The sequence below is a fragment of the Enterobacter cloacae complex sp. P27C genome (genome assembly GCF_014895705.1).
Lineage (GTDB): Bacteria > Pseudomonadota > Gammaproteobacteria > Enterobacterales > Enterobacteriaceae > Enterobacter > Enterobacter bugandensis.
In genome coordinates this window covers 144806-168480 of record NZ_JADBQB010000007.1, presented here as the reverse complement: position 1 = coordinate 168480, position 23675 = coordinate 144806, and the positions used below count along the sequence as shown (strand labels likewise).

Genomic DNA, 23675 nt, shown 5'->3' with positions numbered 1-23675 from the left:
CATGACCGGTATGAGTAATGTAACGAAACTGGCGGGCGAGCCATCAGGGCAGGAGTTCCTGGTATTCACTTTGGGCGATGAGGAGTACGGCATCGATATCCTGAAAGTGCAGGAAATTCGTGGTTACGACCAGGTTACCCGCATCGCTAACACGCCTGCGTTTATTAAAGGCGTCACCAACCTGCGCGGCGTGATTGTGCCAATCGTGGATCTGCGCGTGAAGTTCAGCCAGGGCGACGTTGATTACAACGACAACACCGTGGTGATCGTCCTGAACCTGGGGCAGCGCGTCGTGGGTATCGTGGTGGATGGCGTCTCTGACGTGCTTTCCCTGACCTCTGACCAGATTCGTCCTGCGCCGGAGTTTGCGGTCACGCTGTCGACCGAATACCTGACCGGCCTGGGGGCGCTCGGCGAGCGTATGCTGATTCTGGTGAACATTGAGAAGCTGCTGAACAGTGAAGAGATGGCGCTGCTGGATATCGCGGCGAATCATGTAGCGTAGGTAAATGCAAAACGGCAACCCAGGTTGCCGTTTTTAGTGTTTGCTCCCTCTCCCACAGGGAGAGGGCTGGGGTGAGGGCATCAGGCCTCACCCTTTTTCATGCCATTACGCTTCCTGCTTTACCAGTTCAGCTTCAGCTTCCCGCGCACCTTCATTCTGCGAGAGCATCGCCGTCGCAATCCCGTTCCCCAGCACGTTAATCGCGGAACGCCCCATATCCAGGAAGTGGTCGATCCCCATCAGCAGCAGGATCCCCGCCACCGGAATGTTAAAGCTCGGGATCGTTGCGGCCAGCACCACCAGCGAAGAACGCGGTACGCCCGCAATGCCTTTTGACGCCAGCATCAGGGTCAGCATCAGCACCGTCACCTCAGAGAAGCTCAGGTGAATGTTGTACGCCTGCGCAATAAACATCGAGGCAAACGAGCAGTACACCATCGACCCCACGAGGTTGAAGGAGTAGCCAATCGGCAGAACGAAAGAGGCGATGTTGCGCGAGCAGCCAAAGCGCTCCAGCTGCTCCAGCGTTTTAGGGTAGGCCGCTTCAGAACTGCTGGTGGTGAACGCGACCAGCACCGGATCTTTCAGCATGCTGACCAGGCGAAACACCTCTTTTTTCAGCACCATGTAACCCACGGCCAGCAGCACCATGCAGGTGAGAAGAATGGCAACGTAGTAGCCGCCAATAAAGGAGGCGTAGTTCAACAGGATGCCCAGACCCTGTGTGGCAATGACGGAGGAGATCGCCGCGAAGATGGCCAGTGGCGCAACGTACATCACATAACCCGTTACCTTCAGCATGATATGGGAAACCACATCCAGTGCGGCCACCAGCGGCGCGTTGAATTTCTGCCCCAGCGACGCGCCGCCGATGCCGAAGAACATCGAGAACACCACAATCTGCAGGATCTCATTGTTCGACATCGCCCCCGCGATGCTGGTGGGAATGGTGTGAGACAGGAACGCTTTCAGCGTCATCCCGCCCACGGCCAGACCGGTATCCACCGCCTCGGTTGGAATAGTCAGGTTCAGGCCGCTTCCCGGACGCTCCAGCGTAACGATAAACAGTCCGACCAGAATAGAAAGCACGGATGAACTGATGAACCATACCATCGCTTTGCCGCCCACCCGGCCTATGGTGGAGGTTTCTCCCAGCTTCATAATGCCTACGGTCAGCGTGCTGAAGACCAGCGGCGCAATAACCATTTTGATCAGACGGAGGAAAATATCGGTCAGAAGGGTAATATTATCCGACCAGGCTTTGATGGCATCCGCAGATGCGTACTCGTGAATTGCCGCCCCTGAAAGAATACCCGCCAGCATGAATATCACGATGAAGAGTGTAAGTTTGTTTGCACTTGCCACGAAAAAAGACCCTCTATGCGCTATCAGATGTCGCCCGCGCCGATACATATAAATTTTTAATTACTGCACGGGAAAATATTCGGCACATAAATTGACGCAAAGCGCAGGGGGTTACAACAAGTTTTTAAGTTTTATTGATTTTGTTGTTGGTGGCATAACGATATATTGTGATGGTGATCACACTATAAGGGATATATTCTCTTCTGAAAAAATAAAAATGCGGCCAAAATAATTTTAATTCATTGTTATTTATAAGAATATTAAGTCAATAGGACACAAGGATTATGCGTTTTGGGGCGGGTGGTGGAAGCGATATCCGTAAACTAAATTCTCATTAACCCCTCTCAGAGGAACCTTAAGCGGGGCTAACATCTTGAACAGCATAAATAAAATGTGGCAAGGGAACGCGTTTGACTTCCGGAGGGTGGAAAATGAAAAGAAAACGCCTTTTAATCTGCGCTGGCGCGTTACTGGCGGCGACAACGGTACATCCTGCGCTGGCCGTGACCAGCAGCGGCACCATCGGTGCGACGCTGACCCTCACAAACGGGTGTCTGATTAACGGATCGCCCACGCAAAACGGTATTAACTTCGGGACACTCGATTTTGGTACCCATCCCGCCACGTTTTCCACGCTGACCACCCAGCTCACCGGCGCCAGCGGCGGGAATACGTTCACCATTCAGTGCACCACCGCCAGCTATACGGTGGCGATCACCGGCAACACTAACTCCACCGCACCCGGTACCGTGGTCGGCACGCCGGGCACGCCTGCGCGCTATCTGATCAATACCGCCAATGCGGCGCAGGGCGTGGCTTACAGTCTGTACAGCGACAGCGGATTTAACAACGTCATCGCCAACAACGCGGCGCTGCCGGTCGCGTCGACGGCGGGCGGGGTCAACAGCTACACCCTTTACGGGCGCATCACCGGCGGCGGTAACAGCGTCACGGTGGTGCCGGGCACTTATACCGACACGATCAACGTCAGCGTCACCTACTAGCTCCAGCCATGAAGGCCTCCTTTTTAAGTCTGCGCGCTTGCGCAGAGGGGATCGTGCAGCCTTTTTTTGCGCTGGCGCTGGGGCTGACCCTGGTTTCCGGGGCCGGCGCTGTGACGTCGCAGTCGTTTAAGGTGAGCGCGACCGTCGTGCCGGGATGTTCTGTCACGACGGGGACCGGCGGGATCTTCGGGACGCTGGATTTTGGAACCCATACCGGCGTGGAGAGTGCCCCGGTCAGCACCAGCTTTGTGCCCAACGGGGCGCTGTCCATCGCCTGCACGCCGGGCGTGGCGCTGAGCATGAGCATCAACGGCGGGCAAAACTACGCCTCGGTGCGCCGCATGACGCGTTCAGGCGGCACCGACGTGGTGGGCTACCGGCTTTACAGCAGCAGTTCACTGGCGGCGAACAGTGAGATTGGGGTCAACCAGGCCATCCCGGTGACCTACACCAACAGCAACAATATTGCACTACCACTTTTTGGCGTAGCGCTGCTGACGGGATTTAGCCCGGCAGGCACCTATTCCGATCAGCTCACCGTGACCTTTTCATGGTGAAAAAGGGAGAACATTCGATGAAGCCACTATTCAGGCATTGGTACCTGGTGAGTATGTTGGGCGTGACCGCCATGGCGGCGGGACAGGCGCAGGCGGCGGCGACCATTCTGTTATGGCCCATCGATCCGTGGCTGTCGGCCGACAGCAAAGCGACTGAATTGTGGATCCAGAATCAGGGAAACAGTGCCACAACGATGCAGGTGCGCATTGTGCGCTGGAAGCAGGAGGGGGGCTTTGAGCGCTATACCGCCCAGCAGGACGTGGTCGCCAGCCCGCCCATCGTCACCATCGGCAAAGGCAGTAAACAGCTGATCCGCCTGATCAAACAGGGTACCGTTCCGATGGGCGTTGAACAAGCCTATCGCATTATCGTGGATGAAATTCCCCAGCCGGACGCGAAGGCCGACCCCGCCATCGGCCTTAAACTGCAGATGCGCTATTCCATACCGCTGTTCGTTTACGGACAGGGGATCCCGACAATAAAAGAGGGGGCGCATCATGCCCTCGTGGATACCCGTAACCTAAGCTGGCGCGTCACGCAGGTGGCGGGCCAGCCTGCCATTGAAGTGCGCAATCAGGGCGATGTTCACGTCAGGCTCAGCCAGGTTGCGCTGGAGCTGGGGGGACAAAAGCGCATGATTGCGGATGGCCTGCTGGGCTATGTGCTGCCGGGCAGCACCCGCAGCTGGCCGATTCCGGCCGGGATCCGCCAGCCCAGCCAGATCAGCGCGCAGATTAATGCCAGGGATGCACAATGGCAGTCGACGCCCGTCAACTGAAGCCCGCAATGATGATCCTGCTTTGCGTGAGTACCAGTACCTGGGCCGAACCGGGTGATGACAGCTTACCGCCGCCGCCGCAAGCGCAGGCGATAAACGGGGAGGCGGTTTTCCAGCTCGCCCTGGTACTGAACCACTACGACACCGGGCTGGTGGTTCCCGTGACGCAACGCGACGGCGCTTACTATATCTCCAGCGCCGATTTGCTGCGCGCCGGGCTTCCGCCTGAACATGTGCCCAACGGCGACGTCAATCTCAGCACGCTTCCGGCGGTGCGGGTGGAGTACGACAGTCCCGCCCAGCGTCTGCTGCTGACCGTGCCCCGTGAGTGGATAACCTCCCGCGTCACCCCGTTTGGCGGCCAGCCGACGCAGAGTAAGCCTCACTATGGCAGAGGCGCGCTGCTCAATTACGATTTTTATACCAACCATACCGAGCACGTCGGCGGGCAGGCCTCGCTCTGGCATGAATTCCGCTACTTCAATGAAAACGGTTCATTCTCCTCCACCGGCTACGCCCGCGAAAATTTCACCGGCAACGACGGTCAGCAGGAGGGCTATGTCCGCTATGACACCACCCTTCTGGTGACCAACGAGGAGGACGCCACCACCTGGACCGCCGGGGATGTCATCAGCGATGCCCTGAGCTGGAGCAGCAGCGTCCGCATGGGCGGGATCAGCTATGGGCGTGATTTCTCCCTGCGTCCGGACCTGGTGACCTGGCCGCTGCCGGAATTTTCAGGTGAAGCGGCGGTGCCGACCTCGGTCGACCTCTTCATCAACGGCTACCGCTCCGGGTCCACGCAGCTGCAGCCCGGGCCGTTCACCCTGACGAACCTGCCCTACATTAACGGCGCCGGGGATGCGGTGCTGGTCACCACCGATGCGCTGGGGCGCCAGGTGAGTACCACGCTGCCGTTTTACGTCACCAGCGATCTGCTGAAAGAAGGGCTGAGCGACGGGGCCGTTACCCTGGGGAGCCTGCGGCGCAACTACGGCATTAAGAATTTTGACTACGGCCCGGCGGCGGGGAGCGGATCGTATCGCTACGGCCTGACGGACTGGCTGACGCTGGAGGGGCACGCCGAAGGCGCGGAGGAACTGGCGCTCGCCGGTGCGGGGACGGTGGTCAAGCTGGGGCGTTTTGGCGTGGTGAATACCTCGTACAGCCAGAGCCGGATGCGCGGAGATGACGGCGGGCAAATCAACTGGGGCTACCAGTACAGCACCAGCGAGTTCAGCCTCGCCACCCAGCATACCCGCCGCGATCGCGGCTTTGGTAACCTGGCCCTGTATGACCAGCCGACGGTGTACGACGAAAATGACCGCCCCATCGCCAGCTTTAGCCGCAATACCGATCAATATTCCCTGACCTTCAACCTGGGGGAATACGGCAACATCGGGGCGGCCTGGATCGGCGTGGAGAGCTTTGACAGCCAGAAAACCGAGCTGCTTAACCTCTCCTGGAGCCGAAATCTTTGGGGCTCCAGCAGCATTTACCTCGCCGCCAGCCGGGACCAGCAGCGGGGCGACTGGACGGTCGCGATGTCATTCCAGGTGCCGCTGGGCGAACGCGACAGCGCGGCGCTCACCGTGGAAAATACCCCGGATGCAGGCAGCACGCAGCGCATCAACTACAACCACTCGATGCCCTCCGACGGCGGCTTCAGCTGGAATATGGCGTGGGCGAACCAGTCGCGATCGAATAACTACCAGCAGGGAACGGTGGGCTGGCGCAATAACAATATCGAGCTGCAGGGGGGCGGGTACGGCGAGAAGGGCATGATGACCTGGTGGAGCGAAGCGATGGGCTCCCTGGTGCTGATGGACGGCGAACTGTTTGCGGCAAACAAAATCAACGATGCGTTTGTGGTCATCAGCACCGATGGCCAGCCGGATGTCCCCGTCAGCTATGAAAACCAGCCGGTTGGTAAAACCAACCGCAACGGGTATCTGCTGGTGAGCGGCGTCTCGGCCTATTACCCGGCAAGCTACAGTATTAATACCCTGAACCTGCCTGCCGACACCCGGCTGAAAGAGACCGAGCGGCGGGTGGCGATCCGCCGCCACAGCGGTTATCTGGTGGATTTCCCGATGGAACAGGAGCGGGTAGCGAGCGTCATCCTGCACGACGCGCAGGGGGAGGCCATTCCGGTGGGAAGCCAGGTTCGACGCTCCTCGCGCAGCAATGCGGTGGTGGGATATGACGGGATTGCCTGGCTGGAAAACCTCAGCGACGTCAATCTGCTCGACGTCACGACGCCGACAGGCAAACGCTGCAGGGCAACGCTGACCATCGGCGCGAACCCGGACCACAGGCTGCAAACCTACGGCCCGCTGGTCTGCCGGGAGGGGCCATGAAGCGCTGGGTGATGTTGCTCCTGCTGCTGCTCTCCGGCGGCAGCTGGGCGGCCTGTACCGTCAGCACGGTCAATGCGTCGTTCGGCAGCGTCACGTCGTTTGCGCTGAGCGGCTCCGGGGAGGTGGAGACCACCGGCACGCTGGTGGTGGCGTGTGATGCGATACTCAACCTGCTGACGAACGACTCGGTGACGCTGAACTACACCGCAGCAACGATATCGGCCAACAGTCGTGCGACCCTGAAACGCACCGATAATGCCGCCATCACGGACGTGATCCCCACCCGGCTGTGTGGACTTTCGGGTTGCGCGAGCAGCAGTGAGGTACAGATAAGTAAATCGTATACCTGGAGCGGAAATACCTTGCTGGGATTGCTCGGGTCAAAGCAGTACAACATTCCGCTCTATTTCCGCACCGTCGCCGGACAAAACGTCTCTGCCGGGCCGTATCAGGTGCAGTTAACCTTCAGCGTTAACTACAGCGTCTGTTCCGTGGGGGCGCTCGGTATTTGCACCATCAATCAAACGGGAACCGCGACGACCAGTATTCTGCTTAACCTGACCGTCACCAACGACTGCAGCGCCATGACCACGCCGGACGTCAACTTTAGCAGTGCGCCGCTGGTGCAAAATTTCCCCACGGTCTCGCAGGCGATTGCCGTCACCTGTACCAAAGGCAGTACCTATACCATCGGGATTAACAATGGTGCCAACGCGCTGAATAACGTGCGCCGGATGGTGAGCGGCAGTAACTACCTGAGTTATGACATCTATAAAGAAGCCACGACTAACCGCTGGGGCAGCAGCGGCAGCGAACGCTGGACCAGCGCGACCTCCTCGCTGGTCAGCGCCGACGGCCTGCTGCGTACCTATAACTACACCGCCAAAGTCCTGACGAATCAGGCCACGCCACCCGCCGGTACCTACACCGATACGCTGATTGTTGACGTCGCGTTTTAACCCCGCGCTTTTCCCTTTCGCAAATGTAAAGTTCCTGTGGCCTGTGCCGATAACACCGTTAATAAATCTATGAGAAGGTGTTGTATGTTGAACCGTATCCGCGTTGTCACAATGTTAATGATGGTGCTGGTCATTTTCGCACTACTTCAGCTTATCTCCGGCGGGCTTTTTTTCTCGTCGTTAAAACAGAACCAGGACAGCTTCGCCGCCTCGAACGATCTCCGCCTGCAGCAGAGTGAGCTCACCTCAACGTGGGATCTGATGCTGCAAACCCGCATCAACCTGAGCCGCTCGTCCGCGCGCATGATGATGGATCCGAACAATCAGCAGAGCAGCGCGAAAACCGATCTGCTAAAAAATGCCCGGGCCACGCTGGCCGACGCGGCTAAACACTACGCCGCCTTCAGGCAAATCGCACCGCAGCCTGCTATGGCGCAGGTGAGCCAGAACATTGATGAAAAATACAGCGCCTACTATGCCGGGCTGACGGAGCTGATCCAGTTCCTGGAGAGCGGCAACATGGATGCCTACTTCGCACAGCCGACGCAGGGGATGCAAAACGCACTCGGCGCGGCGCTGGGGGAATACGCGAAGGCCAGTGGCGATCTGTATCACTCGGCCTTTACTGAAAGCCAGAATGACTACCGCTTTGCGAAATGGCAGATGGCGGTATTGGCCCTGGCGCTGGTCATTGTGCTGTTCGCTGTGTGGTACGGCATTCGCCACATCCTGCTGAACCCTCTCGGCCGCGTGATTGCCCATATTCGCGAGATTGCCTCTGGCGATCTGACCAAAACGCTGACCGTTTCCGGACGTAACGAGATCACCGAGCTGGCCAACAGCGTCGACCACATGCAGCGTTCATTGATCGAGACCGTCGCCAACGTGCGTAACGGATCCGAGGCGATCTATACCGGCACCAGCGAAATCGCGATGGGGAATAACGATCTCTCATCCCGTACCGAGCAGCAGGCGTCGGCGCTGGAAGAGACGGCCGCCAGCATGGAGCAGCTCACCGCAACCGTGAAGCAGAACGCCGATAACGCCCGCCAGGCGTCTCAGCTGGCGGAAAGCGCCTCCGAAACCGCGCAGCGCGGCGGTCGCGTGGTGGATGGCGTGGTGAAAACCATGCACGAAATCGCCGACAGCTCGAAGAAAATCGCCGACATCATCAGCGTCATCGACGGCATTGCCTTCCAGACCAACATCCTCGCGCTCAACGCCGCCGTGGAAGCAGCGCGCGCGGGCGAGCAGGGGCGCGGGTTTGCGGTGGTGGCCGGGGAAGTGCGCAACCTTGCCAGCCGCAGCGCCAACGCGGCAAAAGAGATTAAATCCCTGATTGAAGACTCCGTCTCCCGCGTTGATACCGGCTCCGTGCTGGTGGAGAGTGCCGGGGAGACCATGAATGACATCGTGAATGCCGTTACCCGCGTGACGGACATCATGGGTGAAATCGCCTCTGCGTCCGATGAGCAGAGTCGTGGTATCGACCAGGTTGCCCTGGCGGTATCGGAAATGGACCGCGTGACACAGCAAAACGCCGCGCTGGTGCAGGAGTCCGCTGCGGCGGCCGCTGCGCTGGAAGACCAGGCGAGCCGTCTGAAGATGGCCGTCTCGGCGTTTCGTCTCGCTTCACTCGCTGGAAATACGGTCACTGCGCAAGCTACGTACCGCGCGCCAGCCGCCGACACGGCGGTCACCCGCACGCGTGCTGCAACGACCGGACAAGATGAAAACTGGGAAACATTTTGACTGATAATTAAACCGCGGCTGCTTGCCGCTTGATGGGAGCGTGGATGTTAAATCGTATTCGTATCTCGACCACACTGTTTTTGATTCTGATCCTTTGCGGTGTGTTGCAGGTTGGCAGTAACGGGTTGTCTTTTTGGGCGTTTCGCGATGGCTATCAGAATTTGCAGGACGTTGAGGCGAGTAATCAGCAGCGCTCCGCACTGGCACAAACGCGTGCCGTGCTGTTGCAGGCAAGCACTGCGCTGAACAAGGCAGGAACCTTAACCGCGCTCAGCTATCCGCCGGATGACATTAAGGCGCTGATGGCAACGGCGCGCGACAGCCTGAAGCAGGCAGACGCACAGTTTAAGGCCTTCACGGCGCAGGCGGCCGACGGCGAGAAAGAGAAAGCGCTGAAGGCGGCCATGAAAAAGAACTTTGAGCAGTGGTACAGCGATCTGGACCACCAGGCGACCTGGCTTGAGAACAACCAGCTTTCGGACTTCATGACCGCTCCGGTCCAGGCGTCTCAGGCGGCGTTTGACGGCAGCTTTGACGCATGGCAGCAGGATATCAATCAGTCTGTTCTGCGCGCCGGTGAAGCAAGCCGCACCAGCTATCACATGTCCGGCGTTATCTTTGCCGTCGTTGTGATTCTGGCGGGGCTGCTGACCGGCGGGGCGCTGCTCTGGGCGCGCAGGATGATTGTGCAGCCGCTGGCGATTATCAGCAGCCACTTCGACAGTATTGCGAAGGGGGATCTGGCGCGTCCGGTGGCGGTGTTTGGCAAAAACGAAATTTCGGCGATCTTTGCCAGCCTGAAGGCCATGCAGGGGTCGCTACGGGAAACGGTATCCGACGTGCGTCAGGGCAGTTACGCCATGCATACGGGGATCTCAGAGATTGCGGCGGGGAATAACGATCTCTCGTCCCGCACCGAGCAGCAGGCGGCGTCGCTGGCGCAGACGGCGGCCAGTATGGAACAACTGACCGCGACGGTAAGCCAGAACGCCGATAACGCGCGCCAGGCGTCTGACCTGTCAAAACAGGCGGCGCTGACGGCGAAGAGAGGGGGCGATCAGGCCTCTCACGTGGCCAGCACCATGCAGGAGATTGCCGCCAGCTCGCAGAAGATCGGCGACATCATCAGCGTGATTGACGGTATTGCGTTTCAGACCAACATCCTGGCGCTGAACGCCGCCGTGGAAGCGGCGCGCGCCGGCGAGCAGGGACGTGGGTTTGCGGTGGTGGCAGGTGAAGTGCGAAACCTGGCGAGCCGCAGCGCCAACGCGGCGAAAGAGATTAAGTCCCTCATTGAAGAGTCGGTCTCTCGCGTCCAGCAGGGGTCTGCCCTGGTGGATACGGCGGCGCATACCATGCACGAGATCGTCACCTCGGTGACGCGGGTTAACGACATCATGGGCGAAATTGCCTCGGCGTCGGACGAACAGCGTCGCGGGATAGAGCAGGTGGCTCAGGCCGTTAGCCAGATGGATCAGGTGACGCAACAGAATGCCTCGTTAGTTGAGGAAGCGGCAGCGGCAACCGATCAGCTGGCCAGCCAGGCGGATCGTCTCACCGGGCTGGTCGCGGTATTTAATGTGAAAGAGCACGTTGAAGCAGTAACAGAAGTCGGGCGGTCGCAGGCCGTGCCAGTTGTATCCTGAATGTAATTAAGAAGGCGCTATGACATCACCAATGCCCCCTGGGCAAACGTCATTATTGTTGCAGATGACACAGCGCCTCGCGCTGTCCGACGCGCATTTTCGTCGGATATGTCAGTTAATCTACCAGCGTGCGGGGATCGTGCTTGCGGATCATAAGCGGGACATGGTCTACAACCGACTGGTGCGGCGCTTGCGTACGCTGGGGCTGGATGATTTTGGCCGCTATCTGAGCATGCTCGAAGCGAACCAGAACAGCGCGGAGTGGCAGGCTTTTATTAACTCACTCACGACCAACCTGACGGCCTTTTTCCGTGAAGCCCACCACTTTCCGGTTCTGGCCGAGCACGCGCGCCGTCGCACCGGGGAGTATCGCGTATGGAGTGCGGCCGCCTCAACGGGCGAAGAGCCGTACTCGCTGGCGATCACCCTTGCAGACACGCTGGGCATGGCGCCGGGACGCTGGAAAGTCTACGCCAGCGATATCGACACCGAGGTGCTGGAGAAAGCGCGCAACGGCGTGTATCGCCAGGACGAGCTGAAAACGCTGTCGCCGCAGCAGCTGCAGCGTTACTTCATGCGCGGTACGGGGCCGCATGAAGGCCTGGTTCGCGTACGCCAGGAGCTGGCGAACTGCGTCGAATTCGCGCCCGTTAACCTGCTCGATAAGCAGTACAACGTGCCGGGGCCTTTCGACGCCATTTTTTGCCGTAACGTCATGATCTATTTTGATAAAACGACGCAACAGGACATTCTGCGTCGGTTTGTTCCGTTGCTCAAGCCTGACGGTTTACTGTTTGCCGGGCATTCGGAAAACTTCAGCAACCTCGCACGTGAGTTTAGCCTGCGTGGGCAAACGGTATATGCGCTGAGTAAGGAAAAAGCATGAGTAAAATCAGGGTATTGTCTGTCGATGATTCAGCGCTGATGCGTCAGATCATGACTGAAATCATCAATAGCCACAGCGACATGGAGATGGTGGCCACTGCGCCCGATCCGCTGGTAGCGAGGGATTTAATTAAAAAATATAACCCCGACGTACTAACGCTGGATGTCGAGATGCCGCGCATGGATGGCATAGATTTCCTTGAGAAATTGATGCGCCTGCGTCCCATGCCGGTGGTGATGGTCTCCTCCCTGACCGGGAAAGGATCGGAAATCACTCTGCGCGCGCTGGAGCTGGGGGCGGTGGATTTTGTCACCAAACCGCAGCTCGGCATTCGCGAGGGGATGCTGGCGTACAGCGAGATGATCGCCGAGAAAATTCGCACCGCCTCGCGCGCGAAGCTCGCGGCCCACAAGCCGATGGCCGCGCCGGCAACCCTGAAGGCCGGACCGTTACTCAGCTCGGAAAAACTGCTGGTTATTGGGGCGTCAACCGGAGGAACAGAGGCAATTCGCCATGTACTCCAGCCATTGCCGCTTTCAAGTCCGGGTATTCTGATCACGCAGCATATGCCGCCTGGCTTTACCCGCTCCTTCGCCGAACGTCTGAACAAGCTGTGCCAGATCAGCGTGAAAGAGGCGGAAGACGGCGAGCGCGTGCTGCCGGGACATGCGTATATCGCGCCGGGGGACAAGCATATGGAGCTGGCGCGCAGCGGCGCTAACTATCAAATCAAAATTCATGACGGACCGCCGGTTAACCGGCACCGTCCGTCGGTGGATGTGCTGTTTCATTCGGTGGCGAAACATGCGGGGCGCAACGCCGTTGGGGTGATCCTGACGGGGATGGGCAACGACGGTGCCGCCGGAATGCTTGCAATGCACCAGGCTGGCGCCTGGACGATTGCGCAGAATGAAGCAAGTTGTGTGGTGTTCGGCATGCCGCGCGAGGCCATCAATATGGGTGGCGTGAGCGAAGTGGTCGATCTTAGCCAGGTAAGCCAGCAGATGCTGGCGAAAATCAGTGCCGGACAGGCAATACGTATTTGACTCAGGAGTATTATTTTATGGCGGATAAAGAGCTTAAGTTTTTGGTTGTGGATGACTTTTCCACCATGCGTCGCATTGTGCGCAACCTGCTGAAAGAGTTGGGCTTCAACAACGTTGAAGAAGCAGAAGACGGCGTGGATGCGCTGAACAAACTGCAGGCTGGCGGGTTTGGTTTTGTCATCTCCGACTGGAACATGCCGAATATGGACGGTCTGGAGCTACTGAAAACCATTCGTGCAGACGCGGGCATGGCGTCTATGCCGGTGCTGATGGTCACTGCAGAAGCGAAAAAAGAGAACATCATTGCCGCTGCACAGGCGGGCGCAAGCGGCTACGTGGTGAAGCCATTCACCGCAGCGACCCTGGAAGAGAAGCTCGGTAAGATCTTCGAGAAACTCGGCATGTGAGGTGTTGGTGATGATGCAACCTGCAATGAAACCCGTTGAAGAACACTCGCCGAGCGACATCATCGTCCGCATCGGCAGCCTGACGCGCATGCTGCGTGACAGCCTGCGTGAACTGGGGCTGGATCAGGCCATTGCCGAAGCGGCGGAAGCGATCCCGGACGCCCGCGACCGTCTGGACTACGTTGTGCAGATGACCGCCCAGGCGGCTGAACGCGCGCTGAACAGCGTTGAAGCGTCGCAGCCGCATCAGGACGCGATGGAAAAGGGCGCGAAAGCCCTGACCCAACGCTGGGATGAGTGGTTTGAGAACCCCATCGAGCTGGCGGATGCCCGAGAGCTGGTTACCGACACCCGTCAGTTCCTGGGGGATGTGCCGGGCCACACCAGCTTCACCAACGCCCAGCTGCTGGACATTATGATGGCGCAGGATTTCCAGGATCTGACCGGTCAGGTGATCAAGCGCATGATGGATGTGATTCAGGAGATTGAGCGCCAGCTGCTGATGGTGCTGCTGGAGAACATCCCGGAACCGGCCGCCCGTCCAAAACGCGAGAACGAAAGCCTGCTCAATGGTCCGCAGCTCGACGCCAGCAAGGCGGGCGTCGTGGCAAGCCAGGATCAGGTGGACGACCTGCTGGACAGCCTCGGCTTCTGATTGTCCATTTCGCCTCAGGGGGTTACGCCGCCTGAGGCGGTTTACGACAAAATCACCGAAAAGAGCCCGAATAAACGGGCTTTTCCCGCCATTGGATTTCCGCTGCGCTGGCATGATACCCGTGACGTAATGGGCTGAGCATGCACTGTGGCAGAAGAGAACGACGACAAAACGGAAGCCCCCACACCCCACCGACTAGAAAAGGCGCGTGAGGAAGGGCAGATCCCCCGATCCCGAGAATTGACCTCCCTGCTGATCCTTATCGTAGGCGTGTGCATTATCTGGTGGGGCGGGGAGTCGCTCGCCCGCAAGCTGGCGGGGATGCTCTCCACCGGCTTACGTTTTGACCACAGCATGGTCAACGACCCGAATCTGATCCTCAGCCAGATTATCCAGCTGATTAAAGGGGCCATGGTTGCGCTGCTGCCCCTCATTACCGGGGTGGTGCTGGTGGCGCTGGTCTCCCCGGTGATGCTGGGCGGGCTGGTCTTTAGCGGAAAATCGCTGCAACCTAAATTTTCAAAACTGAACCCGCTGCAGGGCATTGCGAAAATGTTCTCGGCGCAGACCGGGGCCGAGCTGCTCAAGGCTATTCTCAAATCGGTGCTGATGGGCAGTTCCGCAGGGTTTTTCCTCTGGTACCACTGGCCCGAAATGATGCGCCTTATCAGCGAGTCGCCCCTTACCGCGATGAGCAATGCGCTGAACCTTGTCGGGCTTTGCGCGCTGCTGGTGGTGCTCAGCATTATTCCGATGGTGGGTTTTGACGTTATCTTCCAGCTCTATTCCCACTTCAAGAAGCTGCGAATGTCACGTCAGGACATCCGCGACGAATATAAGCAGATGGAAGGTGACCCGCACGTGAAGGGGCGTATCCGGCAGATGCAGCGTGCCGCCGCCCGTCGCCGCATGATGGAAGACGTGCCGAAAGCGGACGTCATCGTTACCAACCCGACGCACTATTCCGTGGCGCTGCGCTATGACGAAAACAAAATGAGTGCGCCGAAAGTGGTGGCAAAAGGAGCGGGGCTGATTGCATTGCGCATCAGGGAAATTGGTACCGAAAACCGCGTGCCGATCCTGGAAGCGCCTCCGCTGGCGCGAGCCCTCTACCGCCACGCGGATATCGGACAACAGATCCCTGGACAGCTCTACGCCGCGGTGGCGGAAGTGCTGGCCTGGGTATGGCAGTTGAAGCGCTGGCGTCTGGCCGGCGGTCAACGGCCTGTCAAACCTGAGAACCTTCCGGTGCCTGCCGCGCTGGATTTTATGAACGAGAAGGACACTGATGGCTAATCTGGTGGCAATGTTGCGCCTGCCCGGCAACCTGAAATCGACTCAATGGCAGATCCTTGCCGGGCCGATCCTCATCCTGTTAATTCTGTCGATGATGGTACTGCCGCTCCCGGCGTTCATCCTCGATCTGCTTTTCACCTTCAATATTGCGCTGTCCATTATGGTGCTGCTTGTGGCGATGTTCACCCAGCGCACGCTGGAGTTCGCCGCGTTCCCGACCATTCTGCTGTTTACCACCCTGCTGCGACTGGCGCTGAACGTGGCCTCCACGCGTATCATCCTGATGGAAGGCCACACCGGGGCGGCAGCGGCGGGTAAGGTGGTCGAGGCCTTCGGTCACTTCCTGGTGGGCGGGAACTTCGCTATCGGGATCGTGGTGTTCGTCATCCTCGTTATCATCAACTTTATGGTTATCACCAAGGGTGCGGGGCGTATTGCGGAAGTGGGCGCGCGCTTTGTGCTCGACGGGATGCCGGGCAAGCAGATGGCGATCGACGCCGACCTGAACGCCGGGCTTATCGCTGAAGATGAAGCCAAAAAACGCCGTGCGGAAGTGACCCAGGAAGCGGACTTCTACGGCTCCATGGACGGTGCGAGTAAGTTTGTGCGCGGGGATGCCATCGCGGGCATCCTGATCATGGTGATTAACGTGGTCGGCGGCCTGCTGGTGGGGGTATTGCAGCACGGGATGGACATGGGACACGCGGCGGAAAGCTATACGCTGCTGACCATCGGTGACGGTCTGGTCGCGCAGATCCCGGCGCTGGTTATCTCCACGGCGGCGGGCGTTATCGTGACCCGCGTCAGTACCGATCAGGACGTTGGCGAGCAGATGGTGGGCCAGCTCTTCAGCAACCCGCGCGTTATGCTGCTGGCGGCTGCGGTGCTCGGGCTGCTCGGCCTGGTGCCGGGGATGCCAAACCTCGTGTTCCTGCTGTTTACGGCGGGGCTGCTGGGGCTGGCCTGGTGGATGCGTGGCCGTGAGACCAGGCCGGCTGCGGATCCGGTTCCGGTGAAAATGCCGGAGAACACCCAGGCCGTCGAAGCAACCTGGAACGACGTTCAGCTGGAAGATTCCCTGGGAATGGAAGTGGGGTATCGCCTGATCCCGATGGTGGATTTCCAGCAGGATGGCGAGCTGCTCGGCCGCATCCGCAGCATCCGTAAAAAATTCGCCCAGGACATGGGCTTCCTGCCGCCGGTGGTGCATATCAAGGACAATATGGACCTGCCGCCTGCGCGCTATCGTATTCTGATGAAGGGTGTTGAAATTGGCAGCGGCGATGCTTACCCGGGACGCTGGCTGGCGATTAACCCTGGCACTGCAGCTGGCACGCTGCCGGGCGAGCAGACCGTCGATCCGGCCTTTGGCCTGGCGGCAATCTGGATTGAAAGCGCGCTGAAAGAGCAGGCGCAAATTCAGGGTTATACGGTTGTCGAAGCCAGTACCGTGGTGGCAACCCACCTTAATCACCTGATTGGGCAATTCTCGGCCGAGCTGTTTGGCCGTCAGGAAGCGCAGCAGCTTCTCGATCGCGTGACGCAGGAGATGCCGAAGCTGACGGAAGACCTGGTGCCGGGCGTGCTGACGTTAACTACGCTGCACAAGGTGCTGCAAAACCTGCTTGAGGAAAAAGTGCCGATCCGCGATATGCGTACCATCCTGGAAACCCTTGCCGAGCATGCGCCGCTGCAGAGCGATCCGCACGAGCTGACAGCGGTGGTGCGCGTGGCGCTGGGGCGTGCGATCACCCAGCAGTGGTTCCCCGGAACCGGCGAAGTCCAGGTGATTGGCCTCGATACGCCGCTTGAACGCCTGCTGCTGCAGGCCCTGCAGGGCGGCGGCGGCCTCGAGCCTGGCCTGGCGGATCGCCTGCTGGAGCAAACTCAGGAGGCGCTGGCGCGTCAGGAGATGCTGGGCGCGCCGCCGGTGCTGCTGGTCAACCACGCGCTGCGTCCGCTGCTGTCGCGCTTCCTGCGCCGCAGCCTGAATCAGCTTGTTGTGCTGTCGAATCTGGAACTGTCGGATAACCGCCATATCCGCATGACGGCAACGATTGGAGGAAAATAATGAAATGGCTATGGATTTTGCTCTTCCCGCTGGTGGCTCAGGCTGCCGGGGAAGGGACCTGGCAGGCAAGCAGCATGGGCGTGACCCTCAGCAACCGGGGTGTCGCCATGTCTTCTAATCCGCTGTCGCCCTCTGAAACGGTTTCTGGTCAGATGGGGATGGTGGTGTGGAACTACAGGCTGATTGGCCCAACGCCAGCCGGACTGCGGGTGCGCCTCTGCTCACAGACCCGCTGCACGGAAATCGACGGCGAAAATGGCACAACGCAGGCGTTCAACGGCGTGCCGGCCATTGAACCTTTACGTTTTATCTGGGAAGTGCCGGGCGGAGGACGTTTGATCCCGGCGCTGAAGGTGCAGAGCAATTCTGTCATCGTCAACTACCGCTAGCTGCCTGCCTTTGTCACCAGCCATCAGTCAATTCTGATGGCTGTCTCGCAAAATTGACCTCACCTTTTGATGCAACAGAAACGCTGTTTTATAAATTAGTGACACGCGTGACGCGACTCTTTGCATTTTTGCCATTTACCCTGCCCGTGATGGCAGAAACAGAAAGGTATCAGGACGTCGTTGCATTTACTGTAGCCGTGTAAAAACTCCCCGATGAGCCTTACTTGCAGGGAGTCTCCCAAATTTGCTTAGGGTTGACGGCAATGAAAACACGTAAAATTGGACTCGCAAATTATCTTGCTTACGGGGCAGGCGATTTTCTCGGGGCTGGTACGACCGCTCTGACGGCGGCCTGGCTTTTGTATTTTTATACCACCTTCTGTGGACTCACACCGATTGAAGCAACCTTCATCTTTGCCGCTGCGAGGGTGCTGGATGCTGTTGTCAGCCCGTTAATGGGCTTTTTGACGGATAACTTCGGTACGACCTGGCCTGGAAAGCGCTTTGGTCGCCGTAAGTTCTTTATCCTGCTAGGCATTCCGTGCGTGTTCAGCTACTCGTTGATGTGGGTAGGGGACATGAATTTCTGGTACTACCTGCTGACCTATCTGGTGTTTGATATTGTCTACACCATGATTCTGGTGCCTTACGAGACGCTGGTGCCGGAAATGACCGACGACTTCAAACAGAAAACCAAGTTCTCCGGGGCGCGTATTTCTATGGCGCAGATGTCAGCGATTCTGGCCTCCTTCCTGCCGGGGATCCTGCTCACCCACTTCGGTAAAGACAACGCCATCTCATTCTTTTACGCAAGCCTGGTTTTCTCCGTGCTGTGCGCCCTGATGCTGACCTTTGTCTGGTTCTTTACCTGGGAGCGCCCGCGTGAGGAGTGGTCTGAAGCGGCGCTGCGTGCCGAAGAAGAGAAGAAGAAACTGACGCTGGGGCAAAGCATCAATCGTCTGTTTGTCGAATTAAGCTCTACGCTGCGCATCAAGATTTTCCGCCAGCATCTTGGCATGTACCTCGGCGGCTACATCGCACAGGACGTATTTAACGCAGTCTTCACCTACTACGTGGTGTTTGTGCTGATGCAGGAAGCGTCAATGGCGTCCAACCTGCTGGGCACGATGGCTATCTTCCAGTTCCTCGCCGTGATCGGGATGATCCCGCTGTGTATTCGCTTCGGACCTGCGCCGTCCTACCGCATGGTGGTGGTGCTGTTTGGCCTGGCGTCTCTCTCTTACGCCATGCTCTATTACGCCGGTCTGAGCGACGTCTACGCTCTGCTGTTGCTGATCTCTGCGGTGGCTGGGCTGGGTCGCGGCGGTATTAACTACGTGCCATGGAATACCTATACCTACATTGCTGACGTGGATGAAGCGATCACCGGCCAGCGCCGGGAAGGGATTTTCGCTGGCATCATGACCCTGACCCGTAAGGCGTCACAGGCCGGTGCGGTGATGCTGGTAGGCATCGTGATGCAAATGTCCGGCTTTGTCAGCGGTCAGAAGGTACAGCCTGCGGAAGTGAGCCACACCATTCTGCTGATCCTGAGCGTGGGCACCATCCTGGTGCTGTTCTGCGGTTTCCTCGTTTCCCTGCGCTTCAGGCTTAATTTGCAGACCCACAGCACGCTGCGCGAGGAGACCGCGAAAATGCGTGAGTGTGGTCATGCGATGCCGGAGTCAGCGACGCCACACGCCCGCGCCACCGTCGAGATGCTGGCCGGTATGCCTTATGAGTCACTGTGGGGCAATAACAACATCGGTTATCTGAATCGCAATAAGCCAGCTGCATCTTCGCTGAAGGATCGCGCGGTACTCAATTCGACATACAACAGAGGTTAAGATGATGAAAGTTTGGCCTGTCAAACATAGCCCGCTATTGCGTCAGCCAGAGCGCTTTATCGCCCGGGACGAGCTGAAATCACTGATTCAAAAAGTGACGCACAACCTGGTCAATATCCACGACAAAACGGGTGAATTTTTGCTGCGGCTGGACGACGGGCGCGTGATCGACACCAAAGGCTGGGCCGGATGGGAGTGGACGCACGGCGTCGGCCTGTATGGCATCTGGCAGTACTACTGCCAGACCGGTGACGAAGGGATGCGCAACATTATCGACAGCTGGTTTGCCGACCGCTTTGCGGAAGGCGCCACCACCAAAAACGTCAATACGATGTCGCCGTTTCTGACGCTGGCCTATCGCTACGAAGAGAGCAAAAACCCGGCCTGGCTGCCGTGGCTGGAAAGCTGGGCGGAGTGGGCGATGACTGAAATGCCACGCACCGAACACGGCGGCATGCAGCACATCACGCTGGCGGAAGAGAATCATCAACAGATGTGGGACGACACGCTGATGATGACGGTGCTGCCGCTGGCGAAAATCGGCAGGCTGCTGAATAAGCCGGAGTACGTAGAGGAGGCGATTTATCAGTTCCTGCTCCACGTGCAGAACCTGATGGACCGGGAGACCGGGCTGTGGTTCCACGGCTGGAGCTACGACGGCAACCATAACTTTGCCCGGGCCCGCTGGGCGCGCGGCAACAGCTGGCTCACCATCGTGATCCCCGACTTCCTCGAACTGGTTGATCTGCCTGAAAACAACGCCGTGCGCCGTTATCTGGTGCAGGTGCTGAATGCGCAGATCGCCGCGCTGGCAAAATGTCAGGACGAAAGCGGGTTGTGGCATACGCTGCTGGACGATCCTGATTCTTATCTGGAGGCGTCGGCCACGGCAGGGTTTGCCTACGGAATTCTGAAGGCCGTGCGCAAGCGTTATGTCGGCGCAGAGTACGCTGAGGTGGCGGAGAAAGCGATTCGCGGTATTGTGCAAAATATCTCGCCGGAAGGGGAGCTGCTGCAAACCTCGTTCGGGACGGGAATGGGCAGCGATCTCGATTTTTATCGTCAAATACCGCTGACGTCGATGCCGTATGGCCAGGCAATGGCGATTCTGTGCCTGACGGAGTATTTACGCAAATATTTCTGACGGCTGCTTAATAATTTCATTACTGCAAAGCCCCTCCTTAAAGGGGCTTTTTTTATAATAACGGCGGGTAAATATAATACGCCATAAATATGATGTTCCGTTTATATTTACGACGTGAATAATACAATTAAAATAAATTTAGGCTGTTATTAATATGTGATTTTCTTCACAAAATGCATTCCGTATTTATCCTATTTTTTAATTGCATTAAGACTCTTCCAATACACATTTAAGGAGTGACGCAATGGAAAATGCAATGGGCAGTATTGTTATTAATCCTTCTGTAAATATGCATGCCGATAAAATGTCGGATGAACATCTTCAAATGTTCGAATCGGTTTTCAATGATATCGACGGCGCGGGCTATACCCCGCTAATGTTTGTCGGTAGCCAGCTCGTGGCTGGCCAACTGCATACCTTTATTGCGCTTCGCCGTTTCATGCATGCAAAGGGGCAGGAAAAATCACTGGTTAAGGTCATTATTTTTCAAAGCCTGAACAATGAGTTGGCTATTCATTCGATCTCAGAATTCTAATCATTTTATTTACGGATAATTATTTAAACTGAAAAGGAAATCATTATGTGGAAATCAGCGAAAAGAGATGAATTTATTCCGTTGGACGCGCCTGTGGCCGGTTATGAAATTGGGGTGCCAGGTATTAAAGGACCTTCACCGTTATTTGTTATTCGCGCAAAACTGAATAATGGTATTCATCCGGGTAAATGGGTGTTCGGCAATACGGCTTGGGTCCCGTGGGGAGGGAGCGAGCACCTGTGTAATGAATTTGAAATTTACGTGGGCGCGTTAAAATGGGTAGACGTTAAGGGGAAAAATTTCCCACCGAATATGGTTGAGGCGGGGCATGAAGCCAATGGTGCTAAGCTCTACGTTGCACGTGCAAAATTCGATAATGGCCTCTTTGTTGGTAAAGCAGGAAGCCACCTTAGCAGAGGATGCTGCATCGGTTATAACGGCAGAGAGTATGAATTAGATACCTTCCAGGTGCTCGTTCACGACTAACCGCAATCATTCATAAAAAAACCCGGCGACCGCCGGGTTTCTTTTTTACATACGTTCTACGGTTTCGATACCCAGGGTATCCAGACCCAGCTTCAGGGTCTTCGCCGTCAGCTGAGCCAGCTTCAGGCGGCTGTTACGCACCGATTCATTTTCTGCAGACAGAATAGGACAGTGCTCGTAGAAGCCGGAGAACAGACCCGCCAGATCGTACAGGTAAGCACACATCACGTGCGGCGTGCCGTCACGCGCGACAACCGTCAGCGTCTCTTCGAACTGCAGCAGACGCGCCGCCAGCTGTGCTTCACGATCTTCCGTGATGGTCACTGTCGCATTCGCCAGCACGCTTTCATCAATGTTCGCCTTGCGGAACACGGAGAGCACGCGGGTATAGGCGTACTGCATGTACGGCGCCGTGTTGCCTTCAAACGCCAGCATGTTGTCCCAGTCGAAGATGTAGTCGGTGGTGCGGTTCTTGGAAAGATCCGCGTATTTCACCGCGCCGATACCGACGGCGTTGGCCAGTTTTTCCAGTTCGTCAGCAGGCATGTCCGGGTTCTTCTCTGCCACCAGGCGACGGGCGCGCTCCAGCGCTTCGTCCAGCAGATCGGAAAGCTTCACGGTACCGCCCGCGCGGGTTTTGAACGGCTTGCCGTCTTTACCCAGCATCATGCCGAACATGTGGTGTTCCAGCGGCACGCAGTCCGGCACGTAACCGGCTTTACGCACGATAGTCCACGCCTGCATCAGGTGCTGGTGCTGACGGGAGTCGATGTAGTACAGCACGCGGTCCGCATGCAGGGTTTCGTAACGGTATTTCGCACACGCGATGTCCGTGGTGGTGTAGAGATAGCCGCCATCCTTTTTCTGGATAATCACGCCCATCGGTTCGCCTTCCTTGTTTTTGTACTCATCAAGGAACACTACCGTTGCGCCTTCGCTCTCCACCGCCAGGTTTTTGGCTTTCAGGTCCGCCACAATGCCTGGCAGCATCGGGTTGTACAGGCTTTCACCCATCACGTCGTCGCGAGTCAGGGTCACGTTCAGACGGTTATAGGTAAGCTGGTTCTGGGACATGGTGATGTCAACCAGCTTGCGCCACATCTCGAGGAAGTATTGATCCCCGCCCTGCAGCTTCACCACGTAGCTGCGCGCGCGCTCGGCAAAGGCTTCGTCTTCGTCATAGTGCTTTTTGGCTTCGCGGTAGAACCCTTCCAGGTCCGCCAGCGCCATTTCACCCGCGTTTTCCTGCTGCTGTTTTTCCAGGTAAGCAATCAGCATGCCGAACTGGGTGCCCCAGTCGCCCACGTGGTTCGCGCGGATCACCTTGTGACCGAGGAACTCAAGGGTGCGTACCGCGGCGTCACCGATGATGGTGGAGCGCAGGTGGCCTACGTGCATCTCCTTCGCCACGTTCGGGGCAGAGTAGTCGACCACCACGGTCTGCGCTTCCGGCTGGGAAACGCCCAGACGGTCAGATTTCAGCGCCGCGTCAACGTGGCTCGCCAGGAACGCAGGCTCAAGGAAAATATTGATAAAGCCCGGACCAGCAATTTCGGTTTTGCTGGCAATGCCGGAGAGATCCAGATGCGTCAGTACCTGCTCAGCGAGCTGTCGCGGCGGCATGCCCAGTTTTTTAGCCACTGCCATCACGCCATTAGCCTGATAGTCGCCAAACTGTACTTTTGCTGACTGACGAACCTGCGGTTCGCAATCCGCAGGTGCGCCTGCGGCAATCAGTGCCTGACTGACTTTTTCGGAGAGAAGAGCCTGAATATTCACCTGGATACCTTACGTTTTTGATGCGGGCTTACAACCGCCCGCGCCAGTTAAAGAATTTAGGGCGGGAGTATACTGCAAATGCCTTCTGGCGTCAGCATTGCGGGGCCCGAAGATTGCTCAGAATCCAGGCTAAGAAAGCGTGCATAACCATGCAGTCATAAAAAGCCGGATTCTGCGGTTGGTCAAAACGGGGCAACGGAGTAAATT

Annotated in this window: 21 protein-coding genes; 19 read left to right on the top strand and 2 right to left on the bottom strand. The window is 57.7% G+C overall.

Annotated features, from left to right (window positions below; all coding sequences use genetic code 11):
- The first annotated feature begins 1 nt into the window (after position 1).
- Positions 2-505 carry a chemotaxis protein CheW gene (gene cheW, locus IM291_RS16120; RefSeq protein ID WP_014884351.1) on the top strand — a complete coding sequence of 168 codons (504 nt, stop codon included), beginning with the start codon at positions 2-4 and terminating at the stop codon, positions 503-505.
- A 105-nt stretch (positions 506-610) separates the two neighbouring features.
- Here cheW and IM291_RS16115 read toward each other — a convergent pair whose 3' ends face one another.
- Positions 611-1870 (bottom strand): dicarboxylate/amino acid:cation symporter, encoded by a 1260-nt coding sequence (locus IM291_RS16115; protein WP_028013651.1) that lies wholly within the window; start codon positions 1868-1870, stop codon positions 611-613.
- A gap of 431 nt (positions 1871-2301) precedes the next feature.
- On the opposite strand from IM291_RS16115, the gene IM291_RS16110 reads away from it, so the two are divergent.
- From IM291_RS16110 to IM291_RS16025, 18 genes are all read left to right on the top strand, one after another.
- Complete coding sequence (locus IM291_RS16110) at positions 2302-2874, top strand: spore coat protein U domain-containing protein (RefSeq protein WP_028013650.1); 573 nt, start codon at positions 2302-2304, stop codon at positions 2872-2874.
- A gap of 8 nt (positions 2875-2882) precedes the next feature.
- Entirely contained in the window at positions 2883-3431 is a 549-nt protein-coding gene (locus tag IM291_RS16105; RefSeq protein WP_192987293.1) for a spore coat U domain-containing protein, read from the top strand.
- Positions 3432-3448: 17 nt separating this feature from the next.
- The gene (locus IM291_RS16100) at positions 3449-4210 is read left to right on the top strand and encodes a molecular chaperone (RefSeq protein WP_192987292.1); all 762 of its coding nucleotides are present in this window, start codon (positions 3449-3451) and stop codon (positions 4208-4210) included.
- Positions 4186-6570 (top strand): fimbria/pilus outer membrane usher protein, encoded by a 2385-nt coding sequence (locus IM291_RS16095; RefSeq protein WP_192987290.1) that lies wholly within the window; start codon positions 4186-4188, stop codon positions 6568-6570. The genes IM291_RS16100 and IM291_RS16095 overlap by 25 nt, the downstream gene beginning before the upstream one ends.
- Complete coding sequence (locus tag IM291_RS16090) at positions 6567-7529, top strand: spore coat U domain-containing protein (RefSeq protein WP_045260325.1); 963 nt, start codon at positions 6567-6569, stop codon at positions 7527-7529. Before IM291_RS16095 ends, IM291_RS16090 begins: the two co-directional genes overlap by 4 nt.
- A gap of 84 nt (positions 7530-7613) precedes the next feature.
- Complete coding sequence (gene tar, locus IM291_RS16085; RefSeq protein WP_047367823.1) at positions 7614-9281, top strand: methyl-accepting chemotaxis protein II; 1668 nt, start codon at positions 7614-7616, stop codon at positions 9279-9281.
- 44 nt (positions 9282-9325) lie between these two features.
- Complete coding sequence (tap, locus tag IM291_RS16080; RefSeq protein WP_041909430.1) at positions 9326-10927, top strand: methyl-accepting chemotaxis protein IV; 1602 nt, start codon at positions 9326-9328, stop codon at positions 10925-10927.
- Positions 10928-10946: 19 nt separating this feature from the next.
- Positions 10947-11813 carry a protein-glutamate O-methyltransferase CheR gene (gene cheR / locus IM291_RS16075; protein ID WP_014884342.1) on the top strand — a complete coding sequence of 289 codons (867 nt, stop codon included), beginning with the start codon at positions 10947-10949 and terminating at the stop codon, positions 11811-11813.
- Positions 11810-12859, top strand: a complete 1050-nt coding sequence (locus IM291_RS16070) for a chemotaxis response regulator protein-glutamate methylesterase (protein ID WP_014884341.1) — start codon at positions 11810-11812, stop codon at positions 12857-12859. Before cheR ends, IM291_RS16070 begins: the two co-directional genes overlap by 4 nt.
- Before the next feature lie 17 nt (positions 12860-12876).
- A complete protein-coding gene (cheY, locus tag IM291_RS16065; RefSeq protein WP_008500431.1) occupies positions 12877-13266 on the top strand; it encodes a chemotaxis response regulator CheY in 390 nt (129 codons plus the stop codon).
- Between the two features lie 10 nt (positions 13267-13276).
- Positions 13277-13921, top strand: a complete 645-nt coding sequence (gene cheZ / locus IM291_RS16060; protein ID WP_028013643.1) for a protein phosphatase CheZ — start codon at positions 13277-13279, stop codon at positions 13919-13921.
- Between the two features lie 147 nt (positions 13922-14068).
- The gene (gene flhB, locus IM291_RS16055) at positions 14069-15217 is read left to right on the top strand and encodes a flagellar biosynthesis protein FlhB (RefSeq protein ID WP_028013642.1); all 1149 of its coding nucleotides are present in this window, start codon (positions 14069-14071) and stop codon (positions 15215-15217) included.
- A complete protein-coding gene (flhA, locus tag IM291_RS16050; protein ID WP_028013641.1) occupies positions 15210-17288 on the top strand; it encodes a flagellar biosynthesis protein FlhA in 2079 nt (692 codons plus the stop codon). The genes flhB and flhA overlap by 8 nt, the downstream gene beginning before the upstream one ends.
- On the top strand, positions 17285-17677 hold the full coding sequence (locus tag IM291_RS16045; RefSeq protein ID WP_059358204.1) for a flagellar protein FlhE: 393 nt from the start codon (positions 17285-17287) through the stop codon (positions 17675-17677). The genes flhA and IM291_RS16045 overlap by 4 nt, the downstream gene beginning before the upstream one ends.
- Positions 17678-17940: 263 nt before the next feature.
- Positions 17941-19524: an MFS transporter gene (locus IM291_RS16040; RefSeq protein ID WP_045631221.1), complete on the top strand. Its 1584-nt coding sequence runs from the start codon at positions 17941-17943 to the stop codon at positions 19522-19524.
- 4 nt (positions 19525-19528) lie between these two features.
- A complete protein-coding gene (locus IM291_RS16035; protein ID WP_192971794.1) occupies positions 19529-20668 on the top strand; it encodes a glycoside hydrolase family 105 protein in 1140 nt (379 codons plus the stop codon).
- A 244-nt stretch (positions 20669-20912) separates the two neighbouring features.
- Positions 20913-21203 (top strand): hypothetical protein, encoded by a 291-nt coding sequence (locus IM291_RS16030; RefSeq protein WP_192987288.1) that lies wholly within the window; start codon positions 20913-20915, stop codon positions 21201-21203.
- A gap of 45 nt (positions 21204-21248) precedes the next feature.
- A complete protein-coding gene (locus IM291_RS16025) occupies positions 21249-21689 on the top strand; it encodes a DUF3421 domain-containing protein (RefSeq protein ID WP_028013636.1) in 441 nt (146 codons plus the stop codon).
- A 45-nt stretch (positions 21690-21734) separates the two neighbouring features.
- Here the strand turns inward: IM291_RS16025 and argS are convergent, their stop codons facing one another.
- A complete protein-coding gene (gene argS, locus IM291_RS16020; protein WP_028013635.1) occupies positions 21735-23468 on the bottom strand; it encodes an arginine--tRNA ligase in 1734 nt (577 codons plus the stop codon).
- Positions 23469-23675 lie beyond the last annotated feature (207 nt).

Excerpts from the sequence above, each read along its gene's own strand:
- cheY (WP_008500431.1), top strand. The coding sequence starts at position 12,877 with ATGGCGGATAAAGAGCTTAAGTTTTTGGTTGTGGATGACTTTTCCACC.
- IM291_RS16100 (WP_192987292.1), top strand. The coding sequence starts at position 3,449 with ATGAAGCCACTATTCAGGCATTGGTACCTGGTGAGTATGTTGGGCGTG.
- tap (WP_041909430.1), top strand. The coding sequence starts at position 9,326 with ATGTTAAATCGTATTCGTATCTCGACCACACTGTTTTTGATTCTGATC.
- IM291_RS16025 (WP_028013636.1), top strand. The coding sequence starts at position 21,249 with ATGTGGAAATCAGCGAAAAGAGATGAATTTATTCCGTTGGACGCGCCT.
- tar (WP_047367823.1), top strand. The coding sequence starts at position 7,614 with ATGTTGAACCGTATCCGCGTTGTCACAATGTTAATGATGGTGCTGGTC.
- cheZ (WP_028013643.1), top strand. The coding sequence starts at position 13,277 with ATGATGCAACCTGCAATGAAACCCGTTGAAGAACACTCGCCGAGCGAC.
- IM291_RS16035 (WP_192971794.1), top strand. The coding sequence starts at position 19,529 with ATGAAAGTTTGGCCTGTCAAACATAGCCCGCTATTGCGTCAGCCAGAG.
- IM291_RS16110 (WP_028013650.1), top strand. The coding sequence starts at position 2,302 with ATGAAAAGAAAACGCCTTTTAATCTGCGCTGGCGCGTTACTGGCGGCG.
- cheR (WP_014884342.1), top strand. The coding sequence starts at position 10,947 with ATGACATCACCAATGCCCCCTGGGCAAACGTCATTATTGTTGCAGATG.
- cheW (WP_014884351.1), top strand. The coding sequence starts at position 2 with ATGACCGGTATGAGTAATGTAACGAAACTGGCGGGCGAGCCATCAGGG.
- IM291_RS16090 (WP_045260325.1), top strand. The coding sequence starts at position 6,567 with ATGAAGCGCTGGGTGATGTTGCTCCTGCTGCTGCTCTCCGGCGGCAGC.
- IM291_RS16030 (WP_192987288.1), top strand. The coding sequence starts at position 20,913 with ATGGAAAATGCAATGGGCAGTATTGTTATTAATCCTTCTGTAAATATG.
- flhA (WP_028013641.1), top strand. The coding sequence starts at position 15,210 with ATGGCTAATCTGGTGGCAATGTTGCGCCTGCCCGGCAACCTGAAATCG.
- IM291_RS16095 (WP_192987290.1), top strand. The coding sequence starts at position 4,186 with ATGGCAGTCGACGCCCGTCAACTGAAGCCCGCAATGATGATCCTGCTT.
- IM291_RS16105 (WP_192987293.1), top strand. The coding sequence starts at position 2,883 with ATGAAGGCCTCCTTTTTAAGTCTGCGCGCTTGCGCAGAGGGGATCGTG.
- IM291_RS16070 (WP_014884341.1), top strand. The coding sequence starts at position 11,810 with ATGAGTAAAATCAGGGTATTGTCTGTCGATGATTCAGCGCTGATGCGT.
- IM291_RS16040 (WP_045631221.1), top strand. The coding sequence starts at position 17,941 with ATGAAAACACGTAAAATTGGACTCGCAAATTATCTTGCTTACGGGGCA.